The 26,968-nt window shown below is 70.8% G+C and carries 21 protein-coding genes; 12 read left to right on the top strand and 9 right to left on the bottom strand.

What is annotated here, in order from left to right; translation table 11 throughout:
• Positions 1-1,314 (bottom strand): YibE/F family protein (locus ACO1BR_RS02805; RefSeq protein WP_426793425.1); only part of this gene is annotated, 1,314 nt, incomplete at its 3' end.
• A 222-nt stretch (positions 1,315-1,536) separates the two neighbouring features.
• Between ACO1BR_RS02805 and thiC the strand changes: the two genes are divergently transcribed.
• Together thiC and ACO1BR_RS02795 are read left to right on the top strand one after the other, a co-directional pair.
• A complete protein-coding gene (thiC, locus tag ACO1BR_RS02800; RefSeq protein WP_426793424.1) occupies positions 1,537-3,327 on the top strand; it encodes a phosphomethylpyrimidine synthase ThiC in 1,791 nt (596 codons plus the stop codon).
• Between the two features lie 400 nt (positions 3,328-3,727).
• On the top strand, positions 3,728-4,006 hold the full coding sequence (locus ACO1BR_RS02795; protein WP_426793423.1) for a hypothetical protein: 279 nt from the start codon (positions 3,728-3,730) through the stop codon (positions 4,004-4,006).
• 238 nt (positions 4,007-4,244) lie between these two features.
• Here ACO1BR_RS02795 and ACO1BR_RS02790 read toward each other — a convergent pair whose 3' ends face one another.
• The 3 genes from ACO1BR_RS02790 to ACO1BR_RS02780 all read right to left on the bottom strand — a co-directional run bounded on the left by ACO1BR_RS02790 (position 4,245) and on the right by ACO1BR_RS02780 (position 7,788).
• The gene (locus ACO1BR_RS02790) at positions 4,245-5,129 is read right to left on the bottom strand and encodes a hypothetical protein (RefSeq protein WP_426793422.1); all 885 of its coding nucleotides are present in this window, start codon (positions 5,127-5,129) and stop codon (positions 4,245-4,247) included.
• 208 nt (positions 5,130-5,337) lie between these two features.
• Positions 5,338-6,417: a metallophosphoesterase gene (locus tag ACO1BR_RS02785; protein ID WP_426793421.1), complete on the bottom strand. Its 1,080-nt coding sequence runs from the start codon at positions 6,415-6,417 to the stop codon at positions 5,338-5,340.
• Positions 6,418-6,687: 270 nt separating this feature from the next.
• Positions 6,688-7,788, bottom strand: coding sequence for a LacI family DNA-binding transcriptional regulator (locus ACO1BR_RS02780; protein WP_426793420.1), 1,101 nt, complete (start codon positions 7,786-7,788; stop codon positions 6,688-6,690).
• A 398-nt stretch (positions 7,789-8,186) separates the two neighbouring features.
• Between ACO1BR_RS02780 and hisC the strand changes: the two genes are divergently transcribed.
• Positions 8,187-9,266, top strand: coding sequence for a histidinol-phosphate transaminase (hisC, locus tag ACO1BR_RS02775; RefSeq protein ID WP_426793419.1), 1,080 nt, complete (start codon positions 8,187-8,189; stop codon positions 9,264-9,266).
• 97 nt (positions 9,267-9,363) lie between these two features.
• On the opposite strand, the gene ACO1BR_RS02770 is transcribed toward hisC, so the two are convergent.
• On the bottom strand, positions 9,364-9,759 hold the full coding sequence (locus ACO1BR_RS02770; protein ID WP_426793418.1) for a cyclophilin-like fold protein: 396 nt from the start codon (positions 9,757-9,759) through the stop codon (positions 9,364-9,366).
• A 249-nt stretch (positions 9,760-10,008) separates the two neighbouring features.
• On the opposite strand from ACO1BR_RS02770, the gene ACO1BR_RS02765 reads away from it, so the two are divergent.
• From ACO1BR_RS02765 to ACO1BR_RS02750, 4 genes are all read left to right on the top strand, one after another.
• Positions 10,009-11,517, top strand: coding sequence for a cytochrome ubiquinol oxidase subunit I (locus tag ACO1BR_RS02765; protein ID WP_426793417.1), 1,509 nt, complete (start codon positions 10,009-10,011; stop codon positions 11,515-11,517).
• A gap of 8 nt (positions 11,518-11,525) precedes the next feature.
• Positions 11,526-12,527 (top strand): cytochrome d ubiquinol oxidase subunit II, encoded by a 1,002-nt coding sequence (gene cydB, locus ACO1BR_RS02760; RefSeq protein ID WP_426793416.1) that lies wholly within the window; start codon positions 11,526-11,528, stop codon positions 12,525-12,527.
• A 48-nt stretch (positions 12,528-12,575) separates the two neighbouring features.
• Positions 12,576-16,199: a thiol reductant ABC exporter subunit CydD gene (gene cydD, locus ACO1BR_RS02755; protein ID WP_426793415.1), complete on the top strand. Its 3,624-nt coding sequence runs from the start codon at positions 12,576-12,578 to the stop codon at positions 16,197-16,199.
• A 128-nt stretch (positions 16,200-16,327) separates the two neighbouring features.
• Positions 16,328-18,004 (top strand): GAF domain-containing protein, encoded by a 1,677-nt coding sequence (locus tag ACO1BR_RS02750; RefSeq protein ID WP_426793714.1) that lies wholly within the window; start codon positions 16,328-16,330, stop codon positions 18,002-18,004.
• A 189-nt stretch (positions 18,005-18,193) separates the two neighbouring features.
• On the opposite strand, the gene ACO1BR_RS02745 is transcribed toward ACO1BR_RS02750, so the two are convergent.
• Entirely contained in the window at positions 18,194-19,171 is a 978-nt protein-coding gene (locus tag ACO1BR_RS02745; protein WP_426793414.1) for an HAD-IIB family hydrolase, read from the bottom strand.
• 172 nt (positions 19,172-19,343) lie between these two features.
• On the opposite strand from ACO1BR_RS02745, the gene ACO1BR_RS02740 reads away from it, so the two are divergent.
• The 3 genes from ACO1BR_RS02740 to pspAB all read left to right on the top strand — a co-directional run bounded on the left by ACO1BR_RS02740 (position 19,344) and on the right by pspAB (position 21,984).
• The gene (locus ACO1BR_RS02740; protein WP_426793413.1) at positions 19,344-20,243 is read left to right on the top strand and encodes an LLM class flavin-dependent oxidoreductase; all 900 of its coding nucleotides are present in this window, start codon (positions 19,344-19,346) and stop codon (positions 20,241-20,243) included.
• 205 nt (positions 20,244-20,448) lie between these two features.
• On the top strand, positions 20,449-21,348 hold the full coding sequence (gene htpX, locus ACO1BR_RS02735; protein WP_426793412.1) for a zinc metalloprotease HtpX: 900 nt from the start codon (positions 20,449-20,451) through the stop codon (positions 21,346-21,348).
• A gap of 72 nt (positions 21,349-21,420) precedes the next feature.
• Positions 21,421-21,984, top strand: a complete 564-nt coding sequence (gene pspAB, locus ACO1BR_RS02730) for a PspA-associated protein PspAB (protein ID WP_426793411.1) — start codon at positions 21,421-21,423, stop codon at positions 21,982-21,984.
• Positions 21,985-22,046: 62 nt separating this feature from the next.
• On the opposite strand, the gene ACO1BR_RS02725 is transcribed toward pspAB, so the two are convergent.
• Together ACO1BR_RS02725 and ACO1BR_RS02720 are read right to left on the bottom strand one after the other, a co-directional pair.
• On the bottom strand, positions 22,047-22,589 hold the full coding sequence (locus ACO1BR_RS02725; protein WP_426793410.1) for an RNA 2'-phosphotransferase: 543 nt from the start codon (positions 22,587-22,589) through the stop codon (positions 22,047-22,049).
• 99 nt (positions 22,590-22,688) lie between these two features.
• Positions 22,689-23,321: a PadR family transcriptional regulator gene (locus ACO1BR_RS02720; RefSeq protein ID WP_426793409.1), complete on the bottom strand. Its 633-nt coding sequence runs from the start codon at positions 23,319-23,321 to the stop codon at positions 22,689-22,691.
• 191 nt (positions 23,322-23,512) lie between these two features.
• Between ACO1BR_RS02720 and ACO1BR_RS02715 the strand changes: the two genes are divergently transcribed.
• On the top strand, positions 23,513-24,103 hold the full coding sequence (locus ACO1BR_RS02715; RefSeq protein ID WP_426793408.1) for a hypothetical protein: 591 nt from the start codon (positions 23,513-23,515) through the stop codon (positions 24,101-24,103).
• Positions 24,100-25,452, top strand: a complete 1,353-nt coding sequence (locus tag ACO1BR_RS02710; RefSeq protein ID WP_426793407.1) for a carotenoid oxygenase family protein — start codon at positions 24,100-24,102, stop codon at positions 25,450-25,452. The genes ACO1BR_RS02715 and ACO1BR_RS02710 overlap by 4 nt, the downstream gene beginning before the upstream one ends.
• A gap of 166 nt (positions 25,453-25,618) precedes the next feature.
• Here ACO1BR_RS02710 and ACO1BR_RS02705 read toward each other — a convergent pair whose 3' ends face one another.
• Positions 25,619-26,908, bottom strand: coding sequence for a MerR family transcriptional regulator (locus ACO1BR_RS02705; protein ID WP_426793406.1), 1,290 nt, complete (start codon positions 26,906-26,908; stop codon positions 25,619-25,621).
• Between the last annotated feature and the right edge of the window lie 60 nt (positions 26,909-26,968).

Below are 26,968 nucleotides of genomic sequence, written 5' to 3'. Positions count from 1 at the left end.
CCCCCCGCGCCGCCCTCCCCGTGCCCCGGCGGGCGGCGCCGGCGTGCCGTCGTCCGGTCCCGGGCGGTCCGCCGCGACCACCATCGCCGCGAGCAGCGTGGTCACCGGCACCGACGCGACCAGCCCGATGCTGCCCACGAGCGTACGGATGATCTCTTCCGCGACCACCTCGCTCGTGGCGACCGTACCGACACTGCTCTGTGCGATCGAGAACAGCAAAAGCAACGGCAGTGCGGCGCCCGCGTACGCCATGACGAGGGTGTTCACGACGGACGCGATGTGATCCCGGCCGATCCGCATCGCCGCGCCGTACAGCTTGCGCCAACCCGCCGACGGATCCGCTTCCTTGAGCTCCCACACCGCCGCGGTCTGCGTCACCGTCACATCGTCGAGCACCCCCAGCGACCCGATGATGATCCCCGCCAGCAGCAGGCCGCGGATCTCAATGGTCGGGTACAGGCCGTGCACCAACCCGGTCGTCTCGTCCGTATTGCCGGTGAGCAGGGCCCAGTTGATGAACACCGAGCCGAGCAGCCCGATCAGCAGCAGCGAGGCGAGGGTGCCGAGCACCGCCACGGACGTACGGGCGGTCAGCCCATGGCACATGTAGAGCGCGATCAGCATGATCGCGCTGCCGCCGATCACCGCCACCAGCAGCGGATCGGAGCCCTGGAGGACCGCCGGGAGGATGAACAGGGTGAGCACCGCGAAGCTGGCGGCCAGGGCCACCAGGGCGAGTACCCCGCGCAGCCGCCCGACGATCACCACCGCGGCGGCGAAGAGCGCGGCCAGCATCCACATCGGCAGGGTCCGGTCGACATCGGTCACCGAGTACTGGAGTTCCTTCGGCGCCTTGGGGGAGTAGGCGACGACCACGTTCTGACCGGTGGTGTAGTGCCGCAGGGCGTCCGGTGTCACCACCGTCTGGAAGGTCCGGCCGGCGTTCGGCCCCGTGGTGACCTTGATCGTGTCCTGTTCGCAGGGCTTGCCGTTCGCCGCTCCCCCGGCCGCCGGCTGCCCCGTGGGCGAGGTCGGCTGTGGCTGCTGCTCGGCATGCACCTTCGCGCAGTCCACCTCATCGACCTTGATCACTCTGGCCTGTTCGGTGGGCTGGTCGAAGCCCACACCGGACGGCTTATGCGGCGGTGCGCCGCCCGGCCACAGCACGATCAGGCCGACCGCCACCGCGGCGGCGAACGGGATCAGCACCGCGGCGATGACCTTGCGCAGGTGCCGGGAGACGGGTGCCGCAGGCCCATGGCTGTGGGAGTGCGAGTGGGCGGCAGCGTGGTGCTGGTGCTCGGGAGGGCTCACCGCCAGATCATCGCAAGAAGCGATGGGGCCCCCTGTTCACACTGCCGTATCGGCCGCTACCGTGGTGCCACCTTTGCAATCGCGGGAGCTCGGAGCACCGGGCTGAGAGGGCGCTGACCTCCGTCCCAGCGGCGTTTCACGTGAAACGCCGGCGGACGGAAGCCGCTGCGTCGACCGCCGAACCTGTTACCGGGTAATGCCGGCGTAGGGAGTTGGGTCGATATGACTCTGCAGGATGCACGCACGCCCGAAAGCGTCTCCGACAACGGAGAAAAGCCGCAGATCGGCTGGCACAAGGGCTATGTCTCCGGATCGCGTCCGGACCTCCGGGTCCCGGTCCGGCGGGTGCACCTCACCAACGGCAAGGACGTGACGCTCTACGACACGTCAGGGCCGTACACCGATCCCCAGATCGATACCGATGTCCGCCGCGGTCTGGCGCCGCTGCGGGAGAACTGGATCATCGCCCGCGGCGACACCGAGGAGTACGCGGGCCGCCCGCTGCGCCCCGAGGACGACGGCATCAAGCACACCTCGCCGCGCGGTGGCCTCAAGAACCTCGACGCGGTCTTCCCGGGCCGGCCGCGCCAGCCGCGCCGGGGCCGGGACGGCGCCGCGGTGACCCAGCTCGCCTACGCCCGGCGCGGCGAGATCACCGCGGAGATGGAGTACGTCGCCCTCCGCGAGAACGTCACGCCCGAGTTCGTACGGGACGAGATCGCGGCCGGCCGCGCGGTGCTGCCGGCCAACATCAACCACCCGGAGATCGAGCCGATGATCATCGGCAAGAACTTCCTGGTGAAGGTGAACGCCAACATCGGCAATTCCGCGGTCACTTCCTCCATCGAGGAGGAGGTGGAGAAGATGACCTGGGCGACCCGCTGGGGCGCCGACACGGTCATGGACCTCTCCACCGGCCGCAACATCCACACCACCCGCGAGTGGGTGCTGCGCAACTCCCCCGTTCCCATCGGCACCGTGCCCCTCTACCAGGCGCTGGAGAAGGTCGACGGCAAGGCCGAGGAACTGACCTGGGAGATCTACAAGGACACCGTCATCGAGCAGGCCGAACAGGGCGTCGACTACATGACGGTGCACGCCGGTGTGCTGCTCCGGTACGTCCCGCTCACGGCCCGCCGCAAGACCGGCATCGTCTCCCGCGGCGGCTCGATCATGGCCGCCTGGTGCCTGGCGCACCACAAGGAGTCGTTCCTCTACACGCACTTCGAGGAGCTCTGCGAGATCCTCGCCGCCTACGACGTCACCTACTCCCTCGGTGACGGTCTGCGCCCCGGCTCCATCGCGGACGCCAACGACGAGGCGCAGTTCGCGGAACTGCGGACGCTCGGCGAGCTGAACACCATCGCCAAGCGGCACGGCGTCCAGACGATGATCGAGGGCCCGGGACACGTCCCGATGCACAAGATCAAGGAGAACATCGACCTCCAGCAGGAGATCTGCGAGGAGGCGCCGTTCTACACGCTCGGCCCGCTCACCACCGACATCGCGCCCGCCTACGACCACATCACCTCCGGTATCGGCGCCGCGATGATCGCCTGGTGGGGCACCGCGATGCTCTGCTACGTCACGCCCAAGGAGCACCTGGGCCTCCCGGACCGCGACGACGTCAAGACCGGCGTCATCACGTACAAGATCGCGGCCCATGCGGCGGACCTCGCCAAGGGGCACCCGGGCGCTCAGGAATGGGACGACGCCCTCTCCGACGCCCGCTTCGAGTTCCGCTGGGAGGACCAGTTCAACCTGGCCCTCGACCCCGACACCGCGCGCGCGTTCCACGACGCGACGCTGCCCGCGGAGCCGGCGAAGACGGCCCACTTCTGCTCGATGTGCGGGCCGAAGTTCTGCTCGATGAAGATCAGCCGAAGCATCACCGAGCAGTTCGGTGGTGACGAGGGCTCGACCCCCGAGGAGATCGAGGCGGGGATGCTGGAGAAGTCCAAGGAGTTCGCCGCGGCCGGAAACCGCGTCTACCTGCCGCTGGCCGACTCCTGAGGTGGGGAGTGGCGGGCCTTCATCCGTGATCACGGGTGCCGGTCCGCTGCCCAAGAGCGAGGGATCGCAATGGCTCAGCGCCTCCGGACGAAGCTGGAGGCGCTGAGCCATGTACGTGCTTCTGCCACGGTCATCTCAGGAGGCACGAGGGGGGTAAAGTGCGCTGGTTGCCGGAACGCTTGAAAGGTGCGTTTTTTCATGTTTCGCGCCGCCTGCGCAGGGCTCACCGCCTGCGGGATCGCGGCGGCCCTGCTTCGCGCCGTCGGCTGCGGCCACCCCCTCGGCGCGGCCGGAGACCGCACCGTCGGCCGCGCTGTGGGTCAGTACGGGTGCGCCTGGCCAGGAGGTCGAGGCGTCATGGCTGGACGAGTGGCGTGACAGCGACGAAGAGACGGTGAAGGTGACGTCACCCGCCTTCGAGGCGCCGGTGACGCTCACGTTCTCCGGTCGTCAGTACACGGGCGTGGCGCGCCTGCGCGCCGATGCCGGACCGCGCCAGGCGCGGGCTCGTGTGATCAGCCACGGCGGAAACGCCGTCACCAAGGCGCACTTCTGGATCAAAGACCCGTCCGTCGGCGGCGCCTTGGCCTCCGTCCCAGGGACTGTCGTCGGAGCCGGCGTGGGCGTCGGAGCGATCGCGGCCGGGATGCTGACGGTACGGCGGCGACGCCGCATCTGACCTGGGCGCCTCTGAGGGAGACCCGTACCGTTGCCGCCTCTTGGCCGACGGCGTGATGTCAGCCGTATCGGGGTGGTTCGCGGCGGCCGGCAAACGGGCCTGTCCGCCGATCACGGACTGATCCGAGCGAACAACGTGAACGGCGCGAATACCGTGAACACGGCGAACATCGCAGACCGGCCCGAAGTCGCTTGCACGGGAGGCGACTTCGGGCCGGTGGCGCTGCGGCGGCCGGCCGCTACTCCGGCTGGTGATCCGGCCCGCCGTAGTCCGGGCTGGTGAAGTCCGGGCTGGAGTAGCGGGGGCGGGACCGGGAGGAGCCGGTGTCGGGGCTGGTGAAGTCGGGGCGGGTGTAGCCGAGGGTGGGGATGCGGCGCTGCGGCGCCGGGGCCGGGTCGGGAACGTAGCGGACCGGGTCGTCGGCGGGGTCGGCCGACGGGTCCGCCAGGGCCTCGCGCAGAAAGGGCAGCAGACCGCGCTCCAGGAGGGCGTGCCGCCAGGCGTCGTGGGCGCCGTCCAGGGCGGCCACCAGCTCGTCGTCTCTGACGGCCCGGGAGGACGCGCCGTTGCGCAGCGCGGTGACGACCAGCCCGCCCATCGCGACCAGCGCGCCGGCGGCGGTGAGCGCGGCGAAGATCCAGCCGACGCTGATCAGCGGTTGGGCGACGGCCTGGTCGGGGCTGACGGCGCGCAGTACGTAGCCGATGAGGAGGAAGAGGACGGCCGCGATACCGGCGAGGACCGGGACGAGGACGGTGGCCATCGCGGCAAGTCCGACGCCGGCCGATTCGGTGGCCTCGCCACCGGTCGCGGTGGCCGGTCCGGTGCGCTCGTCAGAGGTCTGGTCCGCTGACGAGCGGGGCGCGCCGACGCCGTATGCGCTGGACGCCGGGGCGCGCAGTTCGGTACGCAGCTGCACGAAACGTTGGTATTCGGCCGTGGCGCAGGCGGCGATGGCGGTGGTCGCGCTGAGCGCCATCGTGCGCAACTGCTCGGTGTTGAGATGACTTCCCGTGACGGTGGTGAGGTCGTCCGGGCGGTATTCCGCGGTACGCAGCGCCTCATCAAGGATGCGCGCGAATTCCGCGCGGTCCTCGTTCAGCAGGTGCGGAGCGCTGTTCATGTGGATCCCCCGATGCTCCGTAGGGCCGTACGGGCCGGCCGGGGCCGGGCGGTGGGCGGAAACGGAGGAGAGCCTGCTACGGATAGACCGATGGTAGAGCGCCTCCGGCGCGAGGTGACAGAGAGTTTGCGGAATTTGAGTAATGCCACGACCGGATCCCGCCCTCCAGGCCGCCCGCCGGCCTGGCGTAGATCTGCCCGGAGAACGCTCAGCCAGTCAGCGGGAGTTGCACGACCAGCAGCTTTCCAGCCATCGTGATACCGCCGTCCATCGCGATGGCCAGGCCGTCGGCGTAGACATGCGGACCGTTGACCGCGATCCCGTCGCCCTCGCCGTCCTCCGCGCCGACCTCGCCCAGCAGATACGGGATCGGGCTGTGGCCGTGCACGACGCGGTTGCCGCCGTAGGCGTCGAGCAGTTCGCGGACGGCCTGCGAGCCGGCCTCGTCGCGGAAGGCGAACCGCTTGGTGAACTTGCGGAAGAGATCCCAGACTTCATCGGCGTCGCTGCGCGTCAGGACCTCGTGGACGGTGTCGTTGACCGCCTCGATGGAGCCGCCGTAGTCGAGGTACGCGGTGGTGTCGGAGTGCACGAGCAGATGCCCGTCCTCCTCCATCACGGCGTCCAGGCGGGCCATCCACTGGAGGTGGTGGTCCTCCAGGCGGTCCATGTCGGTCTTCTGGCCGCCGTTCAGGAGCCAGGCCGCCTGGAAGGACGCGGTGCCGGCGCCGGACTGGACGGGGGTGTCGCCGAACCGCTTGGCGCCCAGCAGCAGCAGCTCGTGGTTGCCCATCAGAGCCTTGCAGTAGCCGCCGGCCGCCGCGGCCTGGGCGGAGAGCTGCATGACCAGGTCGATGACGCCGATCCCGTCCGGGCCGCGGTCGGTGAAGTCGCCGAGGAACCACAGCCGGGCGTTGCCCGCCGCCCAGTCGCCGTTGGCGTCGATCAGCCCTTCGGCGGCCAGCGCCTCGCGCAACTCGTCGTGGTAGCCGTGCACGTCGCCGACGACGTAGAGCGGGCCCATGCCGCCGGGCACGTCGGGAGCGGCCGCGGGCTCGGGGACCGGCAGCACCACCGGGTGGTCGATGAGGGTGTCCGTACGGCCGATGACCGGGAGGTCGCGGGCGGTCGGGGTGTAGTCCTCGGGCAGCTGGACCGGAGGCGCCGCGACCGGGGAGCCTGCGGGCAACTGCAGCGGCGGACCGGCCGGCGGTACGACGGGCGTGCCGGACGGTGCTCCGGGCGGCGGAACGGACGCCGGAGGTTGTGCCCCCACGGTCCACACCATGGGTCCCTGCCTGGCCCCCTGAGTCATCGACCCCTCCACCGTTGCGCCGCCGTGCACCTCTCGGACCTTTGCCTGGTCGACGGCGATCCGCGGTGTCGTGCGCCCATCATAGGAACGCCGCTCGCGGGTTGTGACGCACCCGGGGGTGATCAATACTGCGAAGACCGGCGTTCGCGACGGATTTCTCCCGTGATCGCCCTGTTTTTTCCTCGCAGGAGAGGGCGCCCGGGGCTTGCCCGTACGCCCGGTCCTTCATACCTGGGAGCACGCTCAGTCGCCGGCCGGGCTGCGCGGCGGGCTGACGGTGGTGCGCGGGCGGCGCCGCTGGGAGGACGTGCGCACGATCAGGTCCGTCGGTATCACCTGTTCGACGGGGCGGCCGTTGTCGAGTCCCTCGATGGCGTCGATCAGGATCTGGACGACGGCGGTGCCGATCCGGCGCGGCTTGAGCGAGAGCGTGGTGATCGGCGGCTCGGTGGTGGCGTAGACGGTGGACTCGCTGCAGCAGACCAGCAGCAGATCGTCGGGTACGCGGAGGCCGTAGCGCCGGGCCGCGGCGAGCAGATCGGTGCCGTTGGGGTCGAAGAGTCCGTAGACCGCGTCCGGGCGGTCCGGGCGGGCCAGCAGCCGGTCCGCGGCGACGGCGCCGGCGCACGGGTCGTGCGCGGGGTACGACTCGTACACGGGGTCCTGGCCGACCCGCTCGCACCAGTTCAGGTACGCGGTGGTCGACAGTCGGGTGTAGGTGTCGGTGGTGGTGCCCGTGAGCAGGCCGATGCGGCGGGCGCCGGCGTCGGCGAGGTGGTCGAGCAGGCTGAGAACGGCCGTTTCGTGGTCGTTGTCGACCCAGCCGGTGACCGGGAGGGCGCCCCCGGGACGGCCGTCGGAGACGACCGGGATGCCGTGCCGGACGAGCTCGGTGACGACCGGGTCGCCGTCGGCCGGGTCGATGACCACGGTGCCGTCGAGGGCGACGTTGGACCACACGTCGTGGCGGGAGGTCGCGGGGAGGATGACCAGCGCATAGCCGCGGGCCAGCGCGGCGGAGGTGGCGGCTCTGGCCATCTCGGCGAAGTACGCGAACTCGGTGAAGGTGAAAGGTTCATCCCCGTATGTCGTCACGGTCAGGCCGATGAGGCCCGACTTGCCGGTACGGAGCGTGCGGGCGGCTGCGGACGGGCGGTAGCCCAGCCGGTCGGCCACCTCGCGGACATGGCTACGGGTGGCATCCGGAAGCCGGCCCTTGCCGTTGAGCGCGTCGGAGACAGTCGTGATCGATACACCGGCTGCGGCGGCCACATCCCGGATACCCGCCCGCCCCAGTCGGCGACCGGTCGACCGGCCCACCTGGTGCTTCCCTGCTGCTGTCATGGCGAGCCGATAGTAGGGCTCGCTACGGCCATTAGCGGGTGACCACAGACGGCCCTGGGAAGGCACGTTTCTGCATGGTGATATGCCGTCAACATCCTTGGAAACTAAAGGAGTTGGTGCCATTCCTGGTCGTTCGATGGGAGATCTGAGGGCTCTGCCTGTCGATGGGACCAGGTCTCGAAGAGGTCTCAAGTCACCTTGACGAGGGACGCGCGCCACGGAGTGAGCCACCGGCGCACAGCATCACGAGTGGCGCGCCCCTGGGAGCGCACGCCGGACCCCCGGCGCGGCCGGGGGTCGGGGATGCTCTCCTTTTTGGGGCTGCCGCCCGGCGGGGCAATCCTCATAAGGTGTGCAGTATTGGAGACGAGCGGGACGGTTTTTGAGGAGGACCTGCGGTGAGCGAGAAGACCCCGAAGCTGCGTACTGCGCTGGACGGCATCCCCACGTACAAGCCGGGCCGGCCGGCGGCGACCGGCGGGCGGGTGGCGTACAAGCTGTCCTCCAACGAGAACCCCTATCCTCCGCTGCCGGGTGTCATGGAGAGCGCGGTGGCGGCTGCGGGGTCCTTCAATCGCTACCCGGACATGGCGTGTGCCGGACTGATGGCGGAGCTGGCCGAGCGCTTCTCGGTGCCGGTGGAGCACCTGGCGACCGGCACCGGTTCGGTGGGGGTGGCCCAGCAACTGATCCAGGCGACGGCCGGGCCGGGCGACGAAGTGATCTACCCCTGGCGGTCGTTCGAGGCGTACCCGATCATCACCCAGATCTCCGGGGCGGCCTCCGTCAAGGTGCCGCTGACCCCCGGTGAGGGCCACGACCTGGAGGCGATGCTGGCGGCGGTCACCGACCGGACCCGGCTGATCTTCGTCTGCAACCCCAACAACCCCACCGGCACCGTGGTGCGCCGGGCGGAGCTGGAGTCGTTCCTGGACCGGGTGCCGGGCGATGTCCTGGTCGTGCTGGACGAGGCGTACCGCGAGTTCATCCGCGACGAGGAGGTGCCGGACGGCATCGAGATCTACCGGGACCGCCCCAACGTCTGCGTGCTGCGGACCTTCTCCAAGGCGTACGGCCTGGCAGGGCTGCGGATCGGCTTCGCGGTGGCGCACGAGCCGGTGGCCGCGGCGCTGCGCAAGACGGCGGTGCCGTTCGGGGTGAGCCAGCTGGCGCAGGACGCGGCGGTGGCCTCGCTGCGCAGTGAGGAGGCGCTGCTGGAGCGGGTCGAGGCGCTGGTCGCCGAGCGGACCCGGGTGTTCGACGGGCTGGTCGGCCAGGGCTGGACGGTTCCCGAGTCGCAGGCGAACTTCGTCTGGCTGCGGCTGGGGGAGCGGACGACCGACTTCGCGGCGGCGTGCGAGCGGGCCGGGGTGGTCGTGCGGCCGTTCCCCGGTGAGGGCGTGCGCGTGACGATCGGCGAGCAGCCGGCGATGGATCTGTTCCTGCGGGCGGCGGAGGAGTTCCGCAAGGAGCTGTGAGCCGGCGGCGGGCACCGCGCCTTCGCCGGCATCGCACCGAGGCCGTGGGTCCGCCGACCCGCGGCCTCCGGTCGTCCGTGCCGGCTGGGGCAGGTGCTCAGGCCCGCTCTACGTGAATGACGTCGCCGTCGCGGACGGTGGCCAGGGCGCGCGGGTCGCCGTCGACGCGGCCCAGCACGTTGCAGGGCGAGGCGAGGCGGCACTCTCCCCCGAACTCTGTTTGGGGGAACCCCCATCCGCGGGATATCGGGGTGGGGCCGTAGGGGAGCGCGAGCGCGTTGCCCTCGGTCCAGAAGGCGACGGTGCCGGGGGCGACGACCTGGCGGGCGCCGGCTTCCAGGGCGGGTGTGAGGCCGGTGTCGAAGTAGACCTCTTCGCCCCATGTGTGCGCGGTGGCCTGGAGGGGCAGCGCGGCGATCAGCGCGGCGGCGGTCGGGGTGTCGTCGAGGGTGGCGGTCAGATGCCCGGCGGGCCAGGAGATTCGGATCTTCATGGCGATGAATTCAACAATATGTTGAAGCCCGAGGGAAGGGTGTGTACGTAACCTCGGGATAAGCGTTTACGCGCCATGGAATCGAGCGTGACCGCGGTCACGTACCCCCCTTCCTCAAGGCTTGAAGGCGATAGGAGATAATGCTTGTGAATGTGAACGCGTTCACAAGCTCGGTCCCAGTATGTACCGCTTTATGTGACGCAAAAGGGACATTGCCGTGGTGTATCGGCGACGTAAGGAGGCAGCGACGTGGAACTGGCTTTGGCGCCAGAGACTATGGCGCGCTGGCAATTCGGCATCACGACCGTCTACCACTTCCTCTTCGTTCCCCTGACGATCTCCCTCGCCGCTCTGGTGGCCGGACTGGAGACCGCATGGGTGCGAACGGGAAAGCAGCAGTACCTCAAGGCCACCAAGTTCTGGGGCAAGCTGTTCCTGATCAATATCGCGATGGGTGTCGTCACCGGCATCGTCCAGGAGTTCCAGTTCGGCATGAACTGGTCGGACTACTCGCGGTTCGTCGGTGACATCTTCGGTGCCCCGCTCGCCTTCGAAGCCCTCATAGCGTTCTTCTTCGAGTCCACCTTCATCGGGTTGTGGATCTTCGGCTGGGACAAGCTGCCGAAGAAGATCCACTGCTTCTGCATGTGGATGGTCTCGATCGGCACGATGCTGTCCGCGTACTTCATCCTCGCGGCCAACTCCTGGATGCAGCACCCGGTCGGCTACAAGTACAACCACGCCACCGGCCGTGCCGAGCTGACCGACTTCTGGAAGGTGCTGACCCAGGACACCACCCTGGTCGTCGTCTTCCACACCCTCACCGCCGCCTTCCTGACCGGTGCGGCCTTCATGGTGGGCATCTCCGCGTACCACTTGATGCGCAAGAAGCACATCAAGGTCATGCGGACGTCGCTGCGGCTCGGGCTGGTCACGCTCGTCATCGCCGGACTGCTCACCGCGTTCAGCGGCGACTCGCTCGGCAAGGTGATGTTCAAGCAGCAGCCGATGAAGATGGCGTCCGCCGAGGCGCTCTGGGACACCGCGGCACCCGCGCCGTTCTCGGTCTTCTCGTACGGCGATGTCGCCAAGGGCCACAACAAGGTCGCCATCGAGATACCCGGTCTGCTCTCCTTCCTCGCCCACAGCGACTTCTCGTCGCCGGTCCCCGGCATCAACGACGTCAACAAGTCCGAGCAGCAGAAGTTCGGGCCCGGGGACTACCGGCCCAACATCCCGGTCACGTACTGGGGCTTCCGCTGGATGATCGGCTTCGGCATGACGTCGTTCGCCGTCGGACTGGCCGGGCTCTGGCTCACCCGGAAGAAGTTCTGGCTCGCGCCGTCGCTGCGTACCGGCGACGAGGAACCACCGCACCTCGCCCTCACCAAGCACCGGACACTCGGTGCCCGTCTGTCCAAGTGGTACTGGTCGCTGGCCTTCGTCACCCTCGGCTTCCCGCTCATCGCGAACTCGTGGGGCTGGATCTTCACCGAGATGGGCCGCCAGCCCTGGGTGGTCTACGGCGTGCTGCGCACCCGTGACGCGGTCTCGCCCGGGGTCTCGCAGGGCGAGGTGATCACCTCGCTGATCGTCTTCACCACGCTCTACGCGATCCTCGCCGTGATCGAGATCAAGCTGCTGGTGAAGTACGTCAAGGCCGGCCCCCAGGAGCTCTCCGACTCCGACCTCAACCCGCCCACCAAGATCGGCGGCGACACCTCAGACGCCGACCGGCCGATGGCCTTCTCGTACTAGGAGGCGCTGTGCAACTCCACGACGTCTGGTTCGTCCTCATCGCCGTCCTCTGGACCGGGTACTTCTTCCTCGAAGGCTTCGACTTCGGAATCGGCGTGCTCACCAAGCTCCTCGCCCGCGACCGCAGCGAGAGGCGCGTACTGATCAACACCATCGGGCCGGTCTGGGACGGCAACGAGGTCTGGCTGCTCAGTGCGGGCGGCGCGACCTTCGCGGCCTTCCCCGACTGGTACGCCACCCTCTTCTCCGGGTTCTATCTGCCGCTGCTGTTGATCCTGGTGTGCCTGATCGTGCGCGGCGTCGCGTTCGAGTACCGCGCCAAGCGGCCCGAGGAGCACTGGCAGCGCAACTGGGAGCATGCGATCTTCTGGACCTCGCTGCTGCCCGCGGTGCTGTGGGGCGTGGCGTTCGGCAACATCGTGCACGGCGTTCGGATCGACGCGCACAAGGAGTACGTCGGCAGCGTCCTGGACCTGCTGAACCCGTACGCGATCCTCGGCGGGCTGGTCACGCTGACGCTGTTCACCTTCCACGGTGCGGTGTTCGCGTCGCTGAAGACCGTCGGCGACATCCGGGAACGGGCGCGTCGGACGGCGGGTGTGCTCGGGCTGGTCACGGCGGTGCTCGCGGTCGGCTTCCTGGGCTGGACCCAGGCCGACAAGGGCGACGGCACCAGCCTGATCGCCATGGTCGTCGCGGTGGTCGCGCTGGTCGCGGCGCTCGGGTCCAATAAACTCGGGCGCGAGGGCTGGGCGTTCGCATTCTCCGGGATCACCATCGCCGCCACGGTCGCGATGCTGTTCCTGACGCTCTTCCCGAACGTCATGCCGTCCACGCTGAACGAGAGCTGGAACCTCACGGTCAGCAACGCCTCGTCCAGCCCCTACACCCTGAAGATCATGACCTGGTGCGCCGGGATCGCCGCACCGATCGTGGTGCTCTACCAAGCGTGGACCTATTGGGTGTTCCGTAAGCGGATCGGCACCCAACACATCGCCGAAGCCCACTAGCTGAGCCCCGCCCCGCGCGGCGGGCCTCAGGAGAACGGAAGGTTTCACGTGAAACCGGTCGACCCCCGTCTGCTCCGATACGCCCGTGCCACCCGCGGATTCCTCATCGCGGTGGTGGTGCTCGGGCTTGCCGGAGCGGGCCTGGTCGTCGGCCAAGCCATGCTGATCGCCGAGATCGTGGTCGGAGCCTTCCGGCACGACCTCGAACTCGGCGCTCTGGCCACTCCGTTGGCGCTGCTCGCCGCGGTCTCCGTCGGCCGCGGGGTGGTCTCCTGGCTCACCGAGCTGGCCGCGCACCGCGCCAGCGCGGCGGTCAAGTCCGAGCTGCGGATGCGGCTGGTCGAGCGCGCGGCGCTGCTCGGGCCGGGGGCGACGGTGCGGCGGGCGGCGGGCGGCGCGGAGAACGCCGCGCAGGACGGCACTCTGGAGATGCGTACCGGGGAACTCACCACCCTGGCGACCCGCGGTATCGACGCACTGGACGACTACTTCTCCCGCTATCTGCCGCAGTTGGGGCTGGCGGTGGTGGTCCCCGTGGCGGTGCTGGCCCGGATCGCCACCGGTGACTGGATCTCCGCGCTGACGATCGTCGTCACCCTGCCGCTGATCCCGCTCTTCATGATCCTCATCGGCTGGGCCACGCAGTCGCGGATGGACCGCCAGTGGCGGCTGCTCGCCCGGCTGTCCGGGCACTTCCTCGACGTCGTCGAGGGGCTGCCGACCCTCAAGGTCTTCGGCCGGGCCAAGGCCCAGGCGGCCTCCATCCGCGCCATCACCGGCGAGTACCGCCGGGCGACCCTGCGCACCCTGCGGATCGCCTTCCTCTCGTCGTTCGCGCTGGAACTCCTCGCCACCATCTCCGTGGCGCTGGTCGCGGTCGGCATCGGCATGCGCCTGGTGAACGGCGAACTCGACCTCTACACAGGACTGATGGTGCTGGTGCTGGCCCCCGAGGCGTATCTGCCGCTGCGGCAGGTGGGTGCGCAGTACCACGCCGCGGCCGAGGGGCTGTCCGCGGCGGAGGAGGTCTTCGCCGTACTGGAGACCCAGCCGCGGACGCCCGGTACCGCGCCTGCGCCCGAGGGCACCGCGCTGACCGTCGAGGGGCTGGTGGTCCGACACCCCGGACGCGCCGCCGACTCGCTTCCGGCGACCTCGTTCGAGGTCCGGCCCGGGGAGACCGTCGCCCTGGTCGGCCCGTCGGGCGCCGGCAAGTCCACGCTGCTGAGCGTGCTGCTCGGCTTCACCGCACCGTCCGAGGGGCGGGTGCTGGCCGACGGCCAGGACATCGCGGCCCTCTCACCCGAGAGCTGGCGCGGCCGAATCGCCTGGGTGCCGCAGCACCCGCACCTCTTCGCCGGGACCATCGCCGAGAACGTACGGCTGGCCCGGCCGGACGCGGAGGACGCGGCGGTGCGCACCGCCCTGGAGGACGCGGGCGCGCTGGAGTTCGTCGACGCGCTGCCCGAGGGCCTGGCCACCAGGCTCGGCGAATCCGGCGCCGGGCTCTCCGCGGGGCAGCGGCAGCGCCTCGCGCTCGCCCGCGCCTTCCTGGTCGACCGCCCGATCCTGCTGCTGGACGAGCCCACCGCGAACCTTGACGGTGGGACGGAGGAGGCCGTCGTGGCGGCCGTCCGCCGGCTCGCGGCCGGGCGTACGGTCCTGATGGTCGTGCACCGGCCGGCGCTGCTGGCGGTGGCCGACCGGACGGTGCGGCTGGCGGGTGCCACGGCCGCGGACGCGCTGGAGACCGCCGCGGCTGAGGACTCCGGCTCCGGTTCGGGTTCCGTTCCGGTCCGGGCGGCGGAGCCCGAGGCCGTGCGCGAGGCCGCCCTGCCCGGCTCCGGCGGTGGTTCGGCGCTGCGCCGGCTGCGGCGGACGGCCGGCGCCCGCCGGTCGCGCTTCGCGCTCGCACTGCTGCTGGGGAGCCTTGCGCTGGGCTGCGCGGTCGGCCTGATGGCGACCTCCGGGTGGCTGATCTCGCGGGCCTCGCAGCAGCCGCCGGTGCTGTATCTGATGGTGGCGGTGACCGCGACCAGGGCGTTCGGCATCGGGCGCGCGGTCTTCCGGTACGCCGAGCGGCTGGTGGCGCACGACGCGGTGTTCCGGATGCTCGCCGACGTACGGGTGGCGGTCTTCCGGCGGCTGGAGCGGCTGGCCCCGGCCGGTCTCAAGGAGCGGCGCCGCGGCGATCTGCTGTCGCGGCTGGTGGCGGATGTCGACGCGGTGCAGGACTACTTCCTGCGCTGGCTGCTGCCCGTCGGGGCGGCGCTGCTGGTCGGTGCGGGCACGGTCGGGTTCACCGCCTGGCTGCTGCCCGAGGCCGGGGCGATCCTCGCGGTCGGGCTGCTGCTCGCGGGCGCCGGGGTGCCCGCGCTGTCGGGTGCGCTGGCCCGCCGGGCGGAGCGCCAACTGGCCCCGGCCCGCGGGGTGCTGTCCACCCGGGTTGTCGATCTGCTCACCGGGACGGCCGAGTTGACGGTGGCCGGCGCCATCGGGGCGCGTACCGAAGCGGTGCGGCGCGCGGACCGGGATCTGACCCGGATCGCGTCCCGCTCGGCGGCGGCGGCCGGTGCCGGCGCGGGCCTTTCCGCGCTGCTGTGCGGACTGACCGTCGCCGCCGCGGCGGTGGTTGGCGTCCAGGCGGTGCACGCGGGGCGGCTGGAAGGGGTGGCGCTGGCCGTCATCGTGCTCACGCCGCTGGCCGCGTTCGAGGCGGTGGCCGGGTTGCCGCTCGCCGTGCAGTACCGCCGGCGTACCCGGCACGCCGCCGAGCGGGTCTTCGAGGTGCTGGACGCCCCGGCGCCGGTCGATGAGCCGGCCGCGCCCGCCTCCGCTCCCGACGCCCCCTTTCCGCTGGTCGTACGGGACCTGACCGCGCGTCACGCCGGACAGGACCGGCCGGCGCTGGACGGTGTCGGGTTCACGCTGCCGGCCGGTCGCCGGCTCGCCGTGGTCGGCTCGTCCGGCTCCGGCAAGACCACCCTCGCTCAGCTGCTGCTGCGCTTCCTGGACCGGGAGTCGGGGACGTACACCCTGGCCGGGACGGACGCCGGAGCGCTGGACGGCGACGCGGTGCGGCGGCTGGTCGGACTGTGCGCGCAGGACGCGCACCTCTTCGACAGCTCGCTGCGGGAGAACCTCCGGCTCGCGCGCCGGGACCCGGATCGGGGCCCGGCCGATGACCGGGATCTGTGGGACGCGCTCCACCGGGCACGGCTGGCGGACTGGGTGCGCGGGCTGCCCGACGGGCTCGACACGATGGTCGGCGAGCACGGCGCCCGGCTGTCCGGGGGCCAGCGGCAGCGGCTGGCCCTGGCTCGTGCGCTGCTCGCGGACTTCCCGGTGCTCGTCCTGGACGAGCCCGCCGAACACCTCGACCTGGCCACCGCCGACGCGCTGACCGCCGATCTGCTGGCCGCTACCGAGGGCCGTACGACGGTTCTGATCACCCACCGGCTCACCGGCCTCGACGCGGTCGACGAGGTCCTGGTCCTGGATCGGGGCCGGGTCGTGCAGCGCGGCGGATACGCGGAGCTGGCCGCGGCCGACGGCCCGTTCCGGCGGATGCTGGAGCGTGAGCGGGCGGTGGACGCGGCATATCCGCAGATGCTGGCGCCGGGTGCCCCCGGGGCCGCGGTGGAGGGTACTGCCCTGGTGAGGGCCCAGTAGGCCACCATGCCCGCATAACCGGACTTTCCTCGGAAATGCGACCTTATTAGGCTCGGGGCATGTCAGCCACGGCAGGACCCCCGTCGGACCCCGCGCGCCTGGGGGGCCTCGACGCGAGTCCCGACCCCATGGACGCCGCCACCGAGGCCACCCGCAGTCTCCAGGGGCTGTCGTCCGAGCTGACCGCGCGGGTGCCACAGCTGCTGGAGGCGATGCGCACGGTCGGCGCAGGGCTGGATCTGCACATCACCCTGGACCGGATCGTGGAGACCGCCGCCGAACTCGCCGACGCGCGCTATGCCGCGATCGGGATCATCGACGACGCCCGCGAGGGGCTGTCGGACTTCGTCACGTACGGCGTGACCGCGGAGCAGCACCGGCGGATCGGTGCGCTGCCCGACGGCCACAAGGGCCTGCTCGGCGCGCTCATCCACGAGCCGCGGGCGCTGCGGCTCGCCGACCTCACGCAGGACTCCCGGTCGGCTGGGTTTCCGCCGGGGCATCCGCCGATGCGCACGTTCCTGGGAGTGCCGATCCGCGTCCAGGGCGAGATCTTCGGCAATCTCTATCTGACCGAGAAGCGCGGCGGGGAGTTCAGCGAAGAGGATCTGCACATGGTGCGGGTGCTCGCCACCGAGGCCGGTATCGCGATCGGCAACGCCCGGCTGTACGCGGCGACCCGGCAGCGGGAGCGGTGGATCGACGGTTCGGTGGCGGTGACCACCGAGCTTCTCGCCGGCAGCGATGTCGACGAAGCGCTCGCGGTGGTCGCCGAGCAGGCCAGAAAGCTGGCGGATTCGGCGGCCGGCATCGTGCTGCTGCCCGATGAGGAGGGCGGCTTGGAGATCGTCGCGGTGTCGGCGGACGACCCCACCGGGATCATGGGCACCCAGATCCCGCCCGACAGCCCGGTGGCCGAGCAACTCCTCGCCGGGGAGCCGGTGTTCGTGGACGACTCGGCCAGCGATCCGCGCATGGTCACCGCCATCGCGCCGCGCTTCGGCCCGAGCATGATGCTGCCGCTCAAGAGCGGTGGCCGGGTGCTCGGCACGCTCGCCACACCGCGGGGCCGCGGCGGACGCCCGTTCACCGCCGCCGAGCGGACGCTCGCCACCCAGTTCGCGGCGCAGGCCGCACTGGCGCTGGTATTGGCCGACGCCCAGCGCGACCGGGAGCGGCTCGCGGTTTACGAGGACCGCGACCGCATCGCCCGTGATCTGCACGACCTCGTCATCCAGCGGCTGTTCGCGACCGGGATGATGCTGGAGACGGCACAGCGCCGATCCGAGGTGCCGGAGGTGGCGCGGGGCGTCGGCAAGGCCGTCGACGAACTCGACGTGACGATCCAGGAGATCAGGACCGCGATCTTCGCCCTCCAGCAGGGCCCGGCCGAGGCGCCGTCGGGGCTGCGGACCCGGGTACTGCGCGAGATCGGTACCGCCGCCGTGCCGCTCGGCTTCCAGCCGTCGGCGCATTTCGTCGGCCCGGTCGACGCCCGGGTCGGGGAGCTGACCGGCAAGAACCTGATCGCCGCGCTGCGTGAGGCGCTGTCGAACGCCTTCCGGCATGCGGCGGCATCGCGGATCGAGGTAGTGGTCGACGCGACCGTCAGGCTGCCGGACGGCGCCGACGGCGTCCGGCTGACGGTCGCCGACGATGGCGTCGGGATCGCGGAGGGAGGCCGCCGCAGCGGTCTCAAGAACCTCGCCAAACGAGCAGAGTCGCTGGGCGGATCGAGCACGTACGGCCCGGGGCTGGGGAAGGACGGTACCGGGACGATGGTGATGTGGGAGGCGCCGCTCTGAGCGGCGTGCCCGGGACCGAAGGCCGACCCGGCAGCGAGCCGTCGCGCTGTTTCACGTGAAACGGTGCGGCAACGTGAAACTGCCTGAGCGAGGAGAGCGCCCCTCGGCGAAGCCCGCCGTGAAGCGGGCCGTTTCACGTGAAACAGTACAGACCGTGAAACATCGCCGGGCTCGGCGCTGCGGCCCGGCTCAGCCCTGCCGGAGGATCCGCTCGATGACGACTGCGACGCCGTCGTCGTTGTTGGAATCCGTACGGCGGGTGGTCGCGGCCAGCACGTCCGGGTGCGCGTTGGCCATGGCGTACGAGGTGCCGGCCCAGGTGAGCATCTCGATGTCGTTCGGCATGTCCCCGAAGGCGACGACCTCGCGCGGCGAGATCCCGCGCTCGGCGCAGCAGCGGGCGAGGGTGCCGGCCTTGCTGACTCCCAGGCCGCTGATCTCCAGCAGTGCGGTGGGGCTGGACCGGGTGAACGAGGCCAGATGGCCCGCGGCGGTACGGGCCAGCGCGAGAAAGGCGTCGGGGTCCATCTCGGGGTGGTGCGCGAGCAGCTTGAGCACGGGCTGGTCGGCGCCCGTGTCGCCGGAGGCGGCGCCCGCCGCGCCCGGCCCGGCCGGATCGGCGTCGGACGAATACGGGCCGTCGGTGCCGGCGCCGGCCTCCGGCTCCGCGGTCAGCGGCGGGGCGAAGCCCTCGGCGAGGAGCTTCTCCGCCGGGGCGATGGCGGCGGCCGGGTCGAGAAGGAAGGGCGGGTACTGCGGCTCGTAGTGGATGCCGCCGGTGCGCTCCACGGCGAAGGAGGTTCCCGGCGCCGCGGCGCGCAGGGCGTGGACGACATCGAGCGCGACGGCGCGGTCCAGCTGGCTGACCTCGACGATCCGGTAGCCACGGTGGAGATCGACGACGGCCGCACCGTTCGCACAGATCGCCAGGCCGTGCCCGTGGACGTGGTCGCTGACCACGTCCATCCAGCGGGCCGGGCGCCCGGTGACGAAGAAGACCTCGATGCCGGCCTCTTCCGCGGCGGCGAGTGCGGCGATCGTCCGGTCGGAGACCGTCTTGTCGTCGTGCAGCAGGGTGCCGTCGAGATCGGTGGCGATCAGCCGGGTGGGCCGGGGCGTCACGGCTGGCTCGGGCGCGCGGGGTGGCGTGGCGGAGGCGTCAGTCACGGGGCCATCTTCGCGTACGGGTACGCACAGGCGTGCGGTGGGTGGCGCAGATGAGCCGCTGCGGCGGGCGCGGAGGCCGGCCGGGGCCGGCGGGAGCGCAGTTGCCGGGCCGGCCCGGGGCCGCTCCCGAGGCCGGATCCGATCGCTCCGGGACGGCCGTAGGCTCGGAGGCATGCGACTGAGCACTGTGATCCTGCCCGTCCGCCGCTGGTCCGAAGGCGGAAAGGAGGTGTGGCAGCGCGCCGAGGAGCTGGGCTTCCACGCCGCGTACACCTATGACCACCTCTCCTGGCGGAGCTTCCGCGACCAGACCTGGTTCGGCGCCGTCCCGACGCTGACCGCAGCCGCCGCCGCGACCTCCCGGATGCGGCTGGGCACCCTCGTCACCTCGCCGAACTTCCGGCACCCGGTCACCCTCGCCAAGGAACTGATCTCACTTGACGACATCAGCGACGGCCGGTTCACCCTGGGCATCGGTGCCGGCGGCAACGGCTTCGACGCCACCGCGCTCGGCCACGAGGCGTGGTCCCCGCGCGAACGGGCCGACCGTTTCGCGGAGTTCACGGCACTGCTCGACGAGCTGCTGACCCAGGACGCCGTCTCCTACCGTGGCGAGCACTACTCGGCCGACGAGGCGCGCAACATCCCCGGCTGTGTGCAGCGACCGCGGCTGCCGTTCGCGGTGGCGGCCACCGGGCCGCGCGGACTGAAGCTGGCGGCCCGCTACGGCCAGGCGTGGGTGACGACCGGTGACCCCAAGGTCGCGAACGCGGGCGGTACGCCGGCCGAGTCGCGGGAGGCGATCCGCGGGCAGATCGAGCGTCTGGAGAAGGCGTGCGCGGACCTGGGACGCGACCCCGCCGAACTGCGGAAGATCATGCTGACCGGCTTCTCCCCGGACCGTCCGCTGGAGTCCCTGGACGCCTTCGTGGACTTCGCCGGCAGCCATGCCGCGCTGGGCTTCGACGAGCTGGTCGTCCACTGGCCGATCGCCGATTCCGTCTTCGAGGCCGACACCGCGGTCTTCGAGCGGATCGCCACGGAGGGGCTGGCCCAGCTGGGTGCCCGCTAGGGCCTTTCCGGCGGGTCGGGGTCGGCGGCCTTGCGGTGTCACGGCCGGTTTCCTCAGGTGTCTAGCCCGGGCTTTACCCCGTATATAGCCTCGAAGAGGGAGAATCGGGACAGCGGCGCAGTGTGCGGTACGTGGCGCGCGGAGGCTGGACGGCGCGCGACCGGGTCGGGACACTGCGCGAAGTGCGGTGCGTTGTGGAGGAGCCATGGCACAGACCCGATTCGCCCCGGACCGCGGGCTGACCTCGCGCATGGTGACGACGATGTTCTTCATCGGACTGCTGTACGTCGTGGTCGTCGGCGCGCTGGTGGTGCTGCTCAAGGGCGCCTGGGTGGTGGTGCTGCTGATCTCGGGCGCCATGTTCGTCGCGCAGTTCTGGTACAGCGACCGGATCGCCGCCTTCAGCATGGGCGCGCGCGAGGTCACGCCGGAGCAGGCTCCCGAGCTGCACGGCGCCGTGGACCGGCTGTGCGCGCTGGCCGATATGCCCAAACCGCGGGTCGCGATCGCCGAGTCGGATGTGCCGAACGCCTTCGCGACCGGCCGCAATCAGAAGAACTCGATGGTGTGCGCCACGACCGGGCTACTCAGGCGGCTGGAGCCGGAGGAACTGGAGGGCGTGCTGGCGCATGAGCTCTCCCACGTCGCGCATCGCGACGTGGCGGTGATGACCATCGCCTCGTTCCTCGGCGTGCTGGCCGGAATCATCACCCGTGCCGCCCTGTGGAGCGGCGTCGGGCGCAACAACCGGGACCAGAACGCGGCCATCGCCGTGCTGATCGTCACCGCCGTCAGCGTGGTGGTCTACGCCATCAGCTTCCTACTGACCCGGCTGCTGTCCCGCTACCGCGAACTGTCCGCCGACCGGGCCGCGGCCCTGCTGACCGGCCGCCCCTCGGCGCTGGCCGCGGCGCTGACGAAGGTCACCGGCCAGATCGCCCGGATCCCGACCGAGGACCTGCGCAAGGCCCAGCCGTTCAACGCCTTCTACTTCGCGCCGGCGTTCAACAAGGAGACGTTCAGCCAGCTGCTGTCCTCGCACCCGACGCTGGAGCAGCGGCTCGACCAGCTCGGCCGGATCGCGGCGGAGCTGGGGCGGCCGTGAGTGGCAGGGGCGGCCGGCGCGGCGGTGACCGCGCCGCATCACCGGAGCAAGGGATCAAGGAGTAGTCCGCGCATGGGATTTCTGGACGCCATCCTCGGCCGCAGCAAGCCGGTACGCCCCGATCTCGACCAGCTCTTCGCGCTGCCGTCCGCCGTCGTCACCCTCCAGGCGGCGGCCGGCTTCGAGCCCACCGGTCTGGGATCGGTGTGTTTCGCGAGTGTCGAGGGCGGGGCGTTCTCGCGGATCCAGGAGGAGGCGCGGTCCCTCCTGGACGGATCGGTGGAGTTCACCCAGGACTCCTACGGATATACGTGGCTGCTGGTGCGGCACTCTCCGGAGGATGTCGCGGGTCTGGTCAATGATCTCCACGCGGTCAATACGTCCCTGGAGGAGGCGGGTTTCGGCCCGCAGTTGCTGTGCTCGCTGCTGGGTTTCCGCGACGCGCGGCAGCGGTCGCTGGCGCTGGTGTACCTCTACAAGCGCGGCACGTTCTACCCCTTCGCCCCCCAGGCCGGGGGCGGCGAGAAGCGGGACAACCCGCTCGAACTGCAGGTACGGGCGATGCTCGGGGACGATCTGTCGATCGAGCAGGATCTGGCGCGGTGGTTCCCGGTGTGGGGTGCACCCGGTCTCTGAAGGTGCCACCGACCCGGAGTTCCGACCTGGAGTCCGTCCTGGACTTCGGTGCCGGACGAGGCTCAGCCGGGGAAGCGGAGGAACTCCGGCGGCACGCGGTCGGTCAGCCAGACCCCGTTGGCGCTGACGCGGAAGACGTGGCCCCTCCGGTGCATCGAGGCTGCGTCGACCGTCAGCACGACGGCCTTGCCGCGCCGCGCGCCCACCCGGGTCGCGGTCTCCCGGTCCGGCGAGAGATGCACGGCATGCCGGGACATCGGCCGCAGCCCCTGCTCCCGTATGGCCGCCACGCTGCGGGCCACCGTGCCGTGAAAGAGGTGGTCGGGCGGTACCGCCGCCGGCAGTCCGAGGTCGATGGGCACGGAGTGGCCCTGATTGGCGCGGATCCGGCCGTCCTCCAGGGCGTAGCGCTGCTTGTCGCTGCCGGCGACCACGGCTTCCAACTCCGCCCGGGAGAAGGGGAATCCATGCCGCGCGGCCGCTTCGAGGAGCTCCGCCACCGGGACCCAGCCCTGTGCGTCGAGGGCGATGCCGATCCGCTCCGGCTCATGGCGCAGATGCTTCGCCAGATACTTCGAGATGCGTACGGAACGCTGGTGGTTCATGCCTCCAGGATGCTGCGGCGCGGGCGCTGCGGCATCCGAATTCCCCGGCACTGACGGGCCGGTGGGCGGACGGGCGAGCCCGCCGTCGCGGCGCGCGCGTCACTCGCCGCCGGGCCGTTCCGGGTTCGCCCCGCCTGCGTCGTCCTGCCGCCCGCCGCCGTTCTGCGGCGACTTGGGATGCCTCCCGCGGGCCAGTTCGCTCGCCTTCCTGGCCTTCGCGCCGGTCACCTCCTCGGCGGCCCAGCGGGCCCACTCCTCCTGGGTCGCCGACATCCGCAGACCGAATTCCAGGGCGATCCGGCCGTAGACGGAGATCATCTCGTCGTCCCAGTCGGACACCTCGTCGATCTGCTCGTACGCGGCGTGCGCACGGGCGGCGGACTCGGCCTGGGTGAGGAGATAGGCGCGCGCTTCGAGTGGCGTGAGGAGGCCGAGGAAGAAGACGCGCAGCAGACCGTCGTGGCGCTGCGGGCCGCTGGGCGCGATGTCCGTGAGCCAGTGGCGCAGCTCGGCCAGGCCGTCCTCGGTGATCGCGTATTCCTTGCGACCCCGCGGGCCGTGGGCCGTCACCTCGACGAGGCCGGCGGTCGTGAGCTTGTTGAGCTCGCCGTACACCTGGCTCTGGGTCGCCGGCCAGACGCTGGTGAGCGAGGCGTTGAACAGCTTCATCAGGTCGTAGCCGCTCGCCGGGGATTCGGACAGCAGGCCCAGAACGGCATGTCTCAAGCTCATGGTCAACACTTTACCTTCCACATTCGACATGTCAAAGATGGACTTTCCAGCTTCGACATGTCAGAGTTGGAATGTGGCTGGGGGTGGAGCCGTCCAGGATCCCGATCGCATGCTGCGGTCGCTGCCCGGCCTTGGTGCTGTGTGCCGTCGCCGACCCGCCGTGAGCGGGCGCGAGCAAAGAGGGGGGAATCATGAGCTATCTGCGGGGCTTCATCCCGTGGCTTGTCTTCGCGGGGGTGTCCTCCGCCGGCTGGCAGTGGGGCGCACTCGCCGGTCTGGCGGCATCGGCAGTGCTGCTCATAGCGGACCGTGCCGCGGGGCTGTCGCTCGAAGCGCGACTGCTGGATTACGGCACAATCGTGTATTTCGCGGGCCTCGCCGTGCTGGCTTTCGCCCGCCCCGACAGCGGCCTCAAGGTGTACAGCGGCGCGCTGTCGGTGGGCTGGCTGGCTCTCATTGCCTGGGTGTCGATCGCCGTCCAGCGTCCCTTCACGCTGGCGATCGCGCGCCGGATGGCGCCGCCAGAGGTCTGGCGGATGCCCCTGTTCCACCGCATCAACGTCGTGCTCACCGCCGCCTGGGCGCTGTCCTTCACCGTCACCGCGATCGCCCAGGTCGTCATCGCCGCCTCTGGCATGAGCGCGGTCTTCTCGATCCTTGTCCAGATCGCCGCATTCGTTCTTCCCGTCCGCTTCACCGCCACCTATCCGGAACGGGCTCGGGCCCGCTTCCGGCAGCAGGCCGGCGCGCAGCTCGACGCCCAGGGGGGCCTGGCCTCATGACCACCACATCACCAGCGGCGGTTTCCGAATCCTCCGCTCCCGCACCGCACCTGGCCGGAAACTTCGCCCCGGTCATGGACGAACTGATCGCCTACGACCTCCCGGTGACCGGCGCCATCCCGCCGGAGCTCACCGGCTGGTATCTGCGCAACGGCCCCAACCCGAGGGACGCGGCCAGCCCGCACTGGTTCTTCGGCGACGGCATGGTCCACGGCGTGCGGCTGGAAGGCGGCCGGGCCGTCTCCTACCGCAATCGCTGGGTCCGCACCTCGACCTTCACCGACGGCATCCGGGCCGGGGACGCACAGGGGCGCCGGAATCCTGCGGCGGGTGTGGCCAACACCCATGTCGTCCGGCATGCCGGACGCACCCTGGCACTGGTCGAGTCGTCCTTTCCGTACGAGATCGACTGCCGTCCCGGCCATGAGCTGGAGACCGTCGGTCCGCATGACTTCGGCGGCCGGCTCACCACCGCCATGACCGCCCACCCCAAGACCTGCCCTACCACCGGTGAGCTGCACTTCTTCGGCTACGGCCACGCGACACCGCCCTACTTGACCTATCACCGGGCCGATGCGCAAGGGGAGTTGGTGGTCAGCCGCCCCGTCGACGTCCCGGCGGCGACGATGATGCACGACTTCCATCTGACGGCCCGCCATGTCGTCTTCATGGACCTCCCGGTCGTCCATGACCGCAACCGTCCCGGTATGCCCTACAGCTGGGATCCGGAGTACGGCGCCCGGCTGGGTGTACTGCGCCGCGACGATCCGTACGGGCAGGTCCGCTGGCTGTCCATCGACCCCTGCTACGTCTTCCACTCCCTCAATGCCCATGACGACGGTGAGCAGCGGATAGTCCTCTATGTCTCGCGCTACGCCGCGCTCGACGGGCGCGCCGCCCCGCCCTGCCTCTGGCGTTGGACGATCGATCTGGCCTCCGGAACGGTGGTCGAGGAGCAACTCGACGACCAGGTCGGCGAGTTCCCCCGGATCGACGACCGCCTGGCCGGACAGCCCGCCCGCTTCGGCCATGTGTCAGCAGGCGAGTCGCCCGGCACGGGTCCGATACCGGGCGCCCTGCTCCGCTACGACCTGGAGACGGGAGCGGTCGTCCGCCACGACTTCCGCCCGGGACGCACCCCGGGAGAGGCGGCCTTCGCCCCCGCGGACGACCGGCCGGGCGGTCCGGGCTGGCTGATCACCTACGTCTATGACGCGACCACCGATACCAGCGATCTCGTCATCCTCGACGCGGAGGACATATCCGCCGACCCTGTCGCCACGGTCCGTCTTCCGCAGCGTGTTCCGTACGGATTCCACGGCAACTGGCTCCCGGATGCGGCTGGTTGAGGCAACCCGGAGGGGTGGCTGGGGAAGGGCGCCCGGCTCGGTCTTTGACAACTGCAGAGAGAAGCAGAAGAGAAAGGGGCCGGGAGAGCCGGCGGAGAGCCGTTGAGGAGGGGCTGAGCGAGGAGCCGGCGAGACGCGAACCGTGGGACAGGTCGGTGGTGCGTGGTCAGCGGTCAGTGTGCGGATCGTCGGCCGGGGCGTCGGGAGCTTCGGTGCTGGGGGTGCCGGTGTCACTGCCCCGGGTACCGGGCGCCGCGGCATCCGGAGTCTCGCTGACGGCTCGGGCCTCGCGGGCGGCCGAGGCCAGGGCGTCCATGGTGCGCGCCTGCACCTCGCGGTGTGCGGCGGCGGCGATGAAGGTGGCCGTGTTCTCCGGGCCCACCAAGCTCCGTACGGCCGCGACGGCCTCGGCGGGGAGGAGGACCGTCTCGGGGCCCGGCGCGGAACGGGGGGCAGCGCCGGGCCCGAAGGCGGATTCCGGCTCGGGGGCCGCTGCGGGCTCACGGCCGGGGGCCGACCCGGTGGCGACACGAGGCACGGGAGCGGCAGCCGGTCCAGCGTCGGCGGCCGCCGCGGGGACGTGGGACGGCCAGGGAACATACGCGCTCTCGGACGCGCAGCCCACCCGCCCCGTCACCTCCCCGCGCCGGGCCCCCACCTTTTCCCCCACCCCTTCCTCTTCCCCGCCCGTCTCCCGGCCGCTGAGCGGGAGTGCCTCCGTGAGGTGGTGCCGAAGGTACTGGGCGGCCAGGGTGCGCATGGCACGGGCGAGTTCGGCGTCGATGGTCTGCTGGGCCAGAGGGCGTAGACGGCGTACAAGCGCGGCGGCTTCCGCCGCTTCGGCCTCGGTGGGGGGATGGTCCAGGAACGGCTGGAAGACGTGCTCGGCGGTGAAGTCCAGGAAACGGGAGGCGATGTGCTCGACCTGTCCGCGCACCTCTCGCAGATGACCGGAGATTGCCGGGAGCGGGACACCCGCGGAATGCAGTTCGGCGGCGACGGCGAGTTCCTGCGGACTGGGGACGAGGAACGTGTCCTCCTGGCCGGGGACGCGTTCCAGGACGCCCAGGTCGACGGCCTCGGCCACCGCCTTCTCGTGGGAGGTGCCACCGAAGGCGGAGTCCAGTTCGGCACGGGTGATGCGGGTGGCCTTCTCGTCCGTCCACGGCCCGTCGATCTCGGCGACCAGGCCCAGGACTCCACCCAGGCCGCGCCCCGTGTCCCAGGCTTCGAGGAGTTCCTTGATGCTGGCGAGGGTGTAGCCGCGGTCGAGCAGATCGGAGATCTGGCGCAGCCGGGCCAGGTGGGGGGCACCGTAGACATTGGCCCGGCCGCGGCGTTCCGGGCGCGGGAGCAGCCCCCGGTCCTGGTAGGCGCGGATGGTGCGGACCGTGGCGCCGCTGAGGTGGGCCAGGTCCTCGATGCGGTACTCGGCCGACGGTGGCTGCTCGGTCACTGCGGTGCTCCTTACGGGACGGCCACCTCGGGGAGGAGGCCGCGTGACAAGGTAGCCGCC

This window comes from Streptomyces sp. YGL11-2, assembly GCF_050054615.1.
In the GTDB taxonomy this organism is placed as follows: Bacteria; Actinomycetota; Actinomycetes; order Streptomycetales; family Streptomycetaceae; genus Streptomyces.
This window is presented reverse-complemented; position numbering and strand designations above follow the sequence as displayed.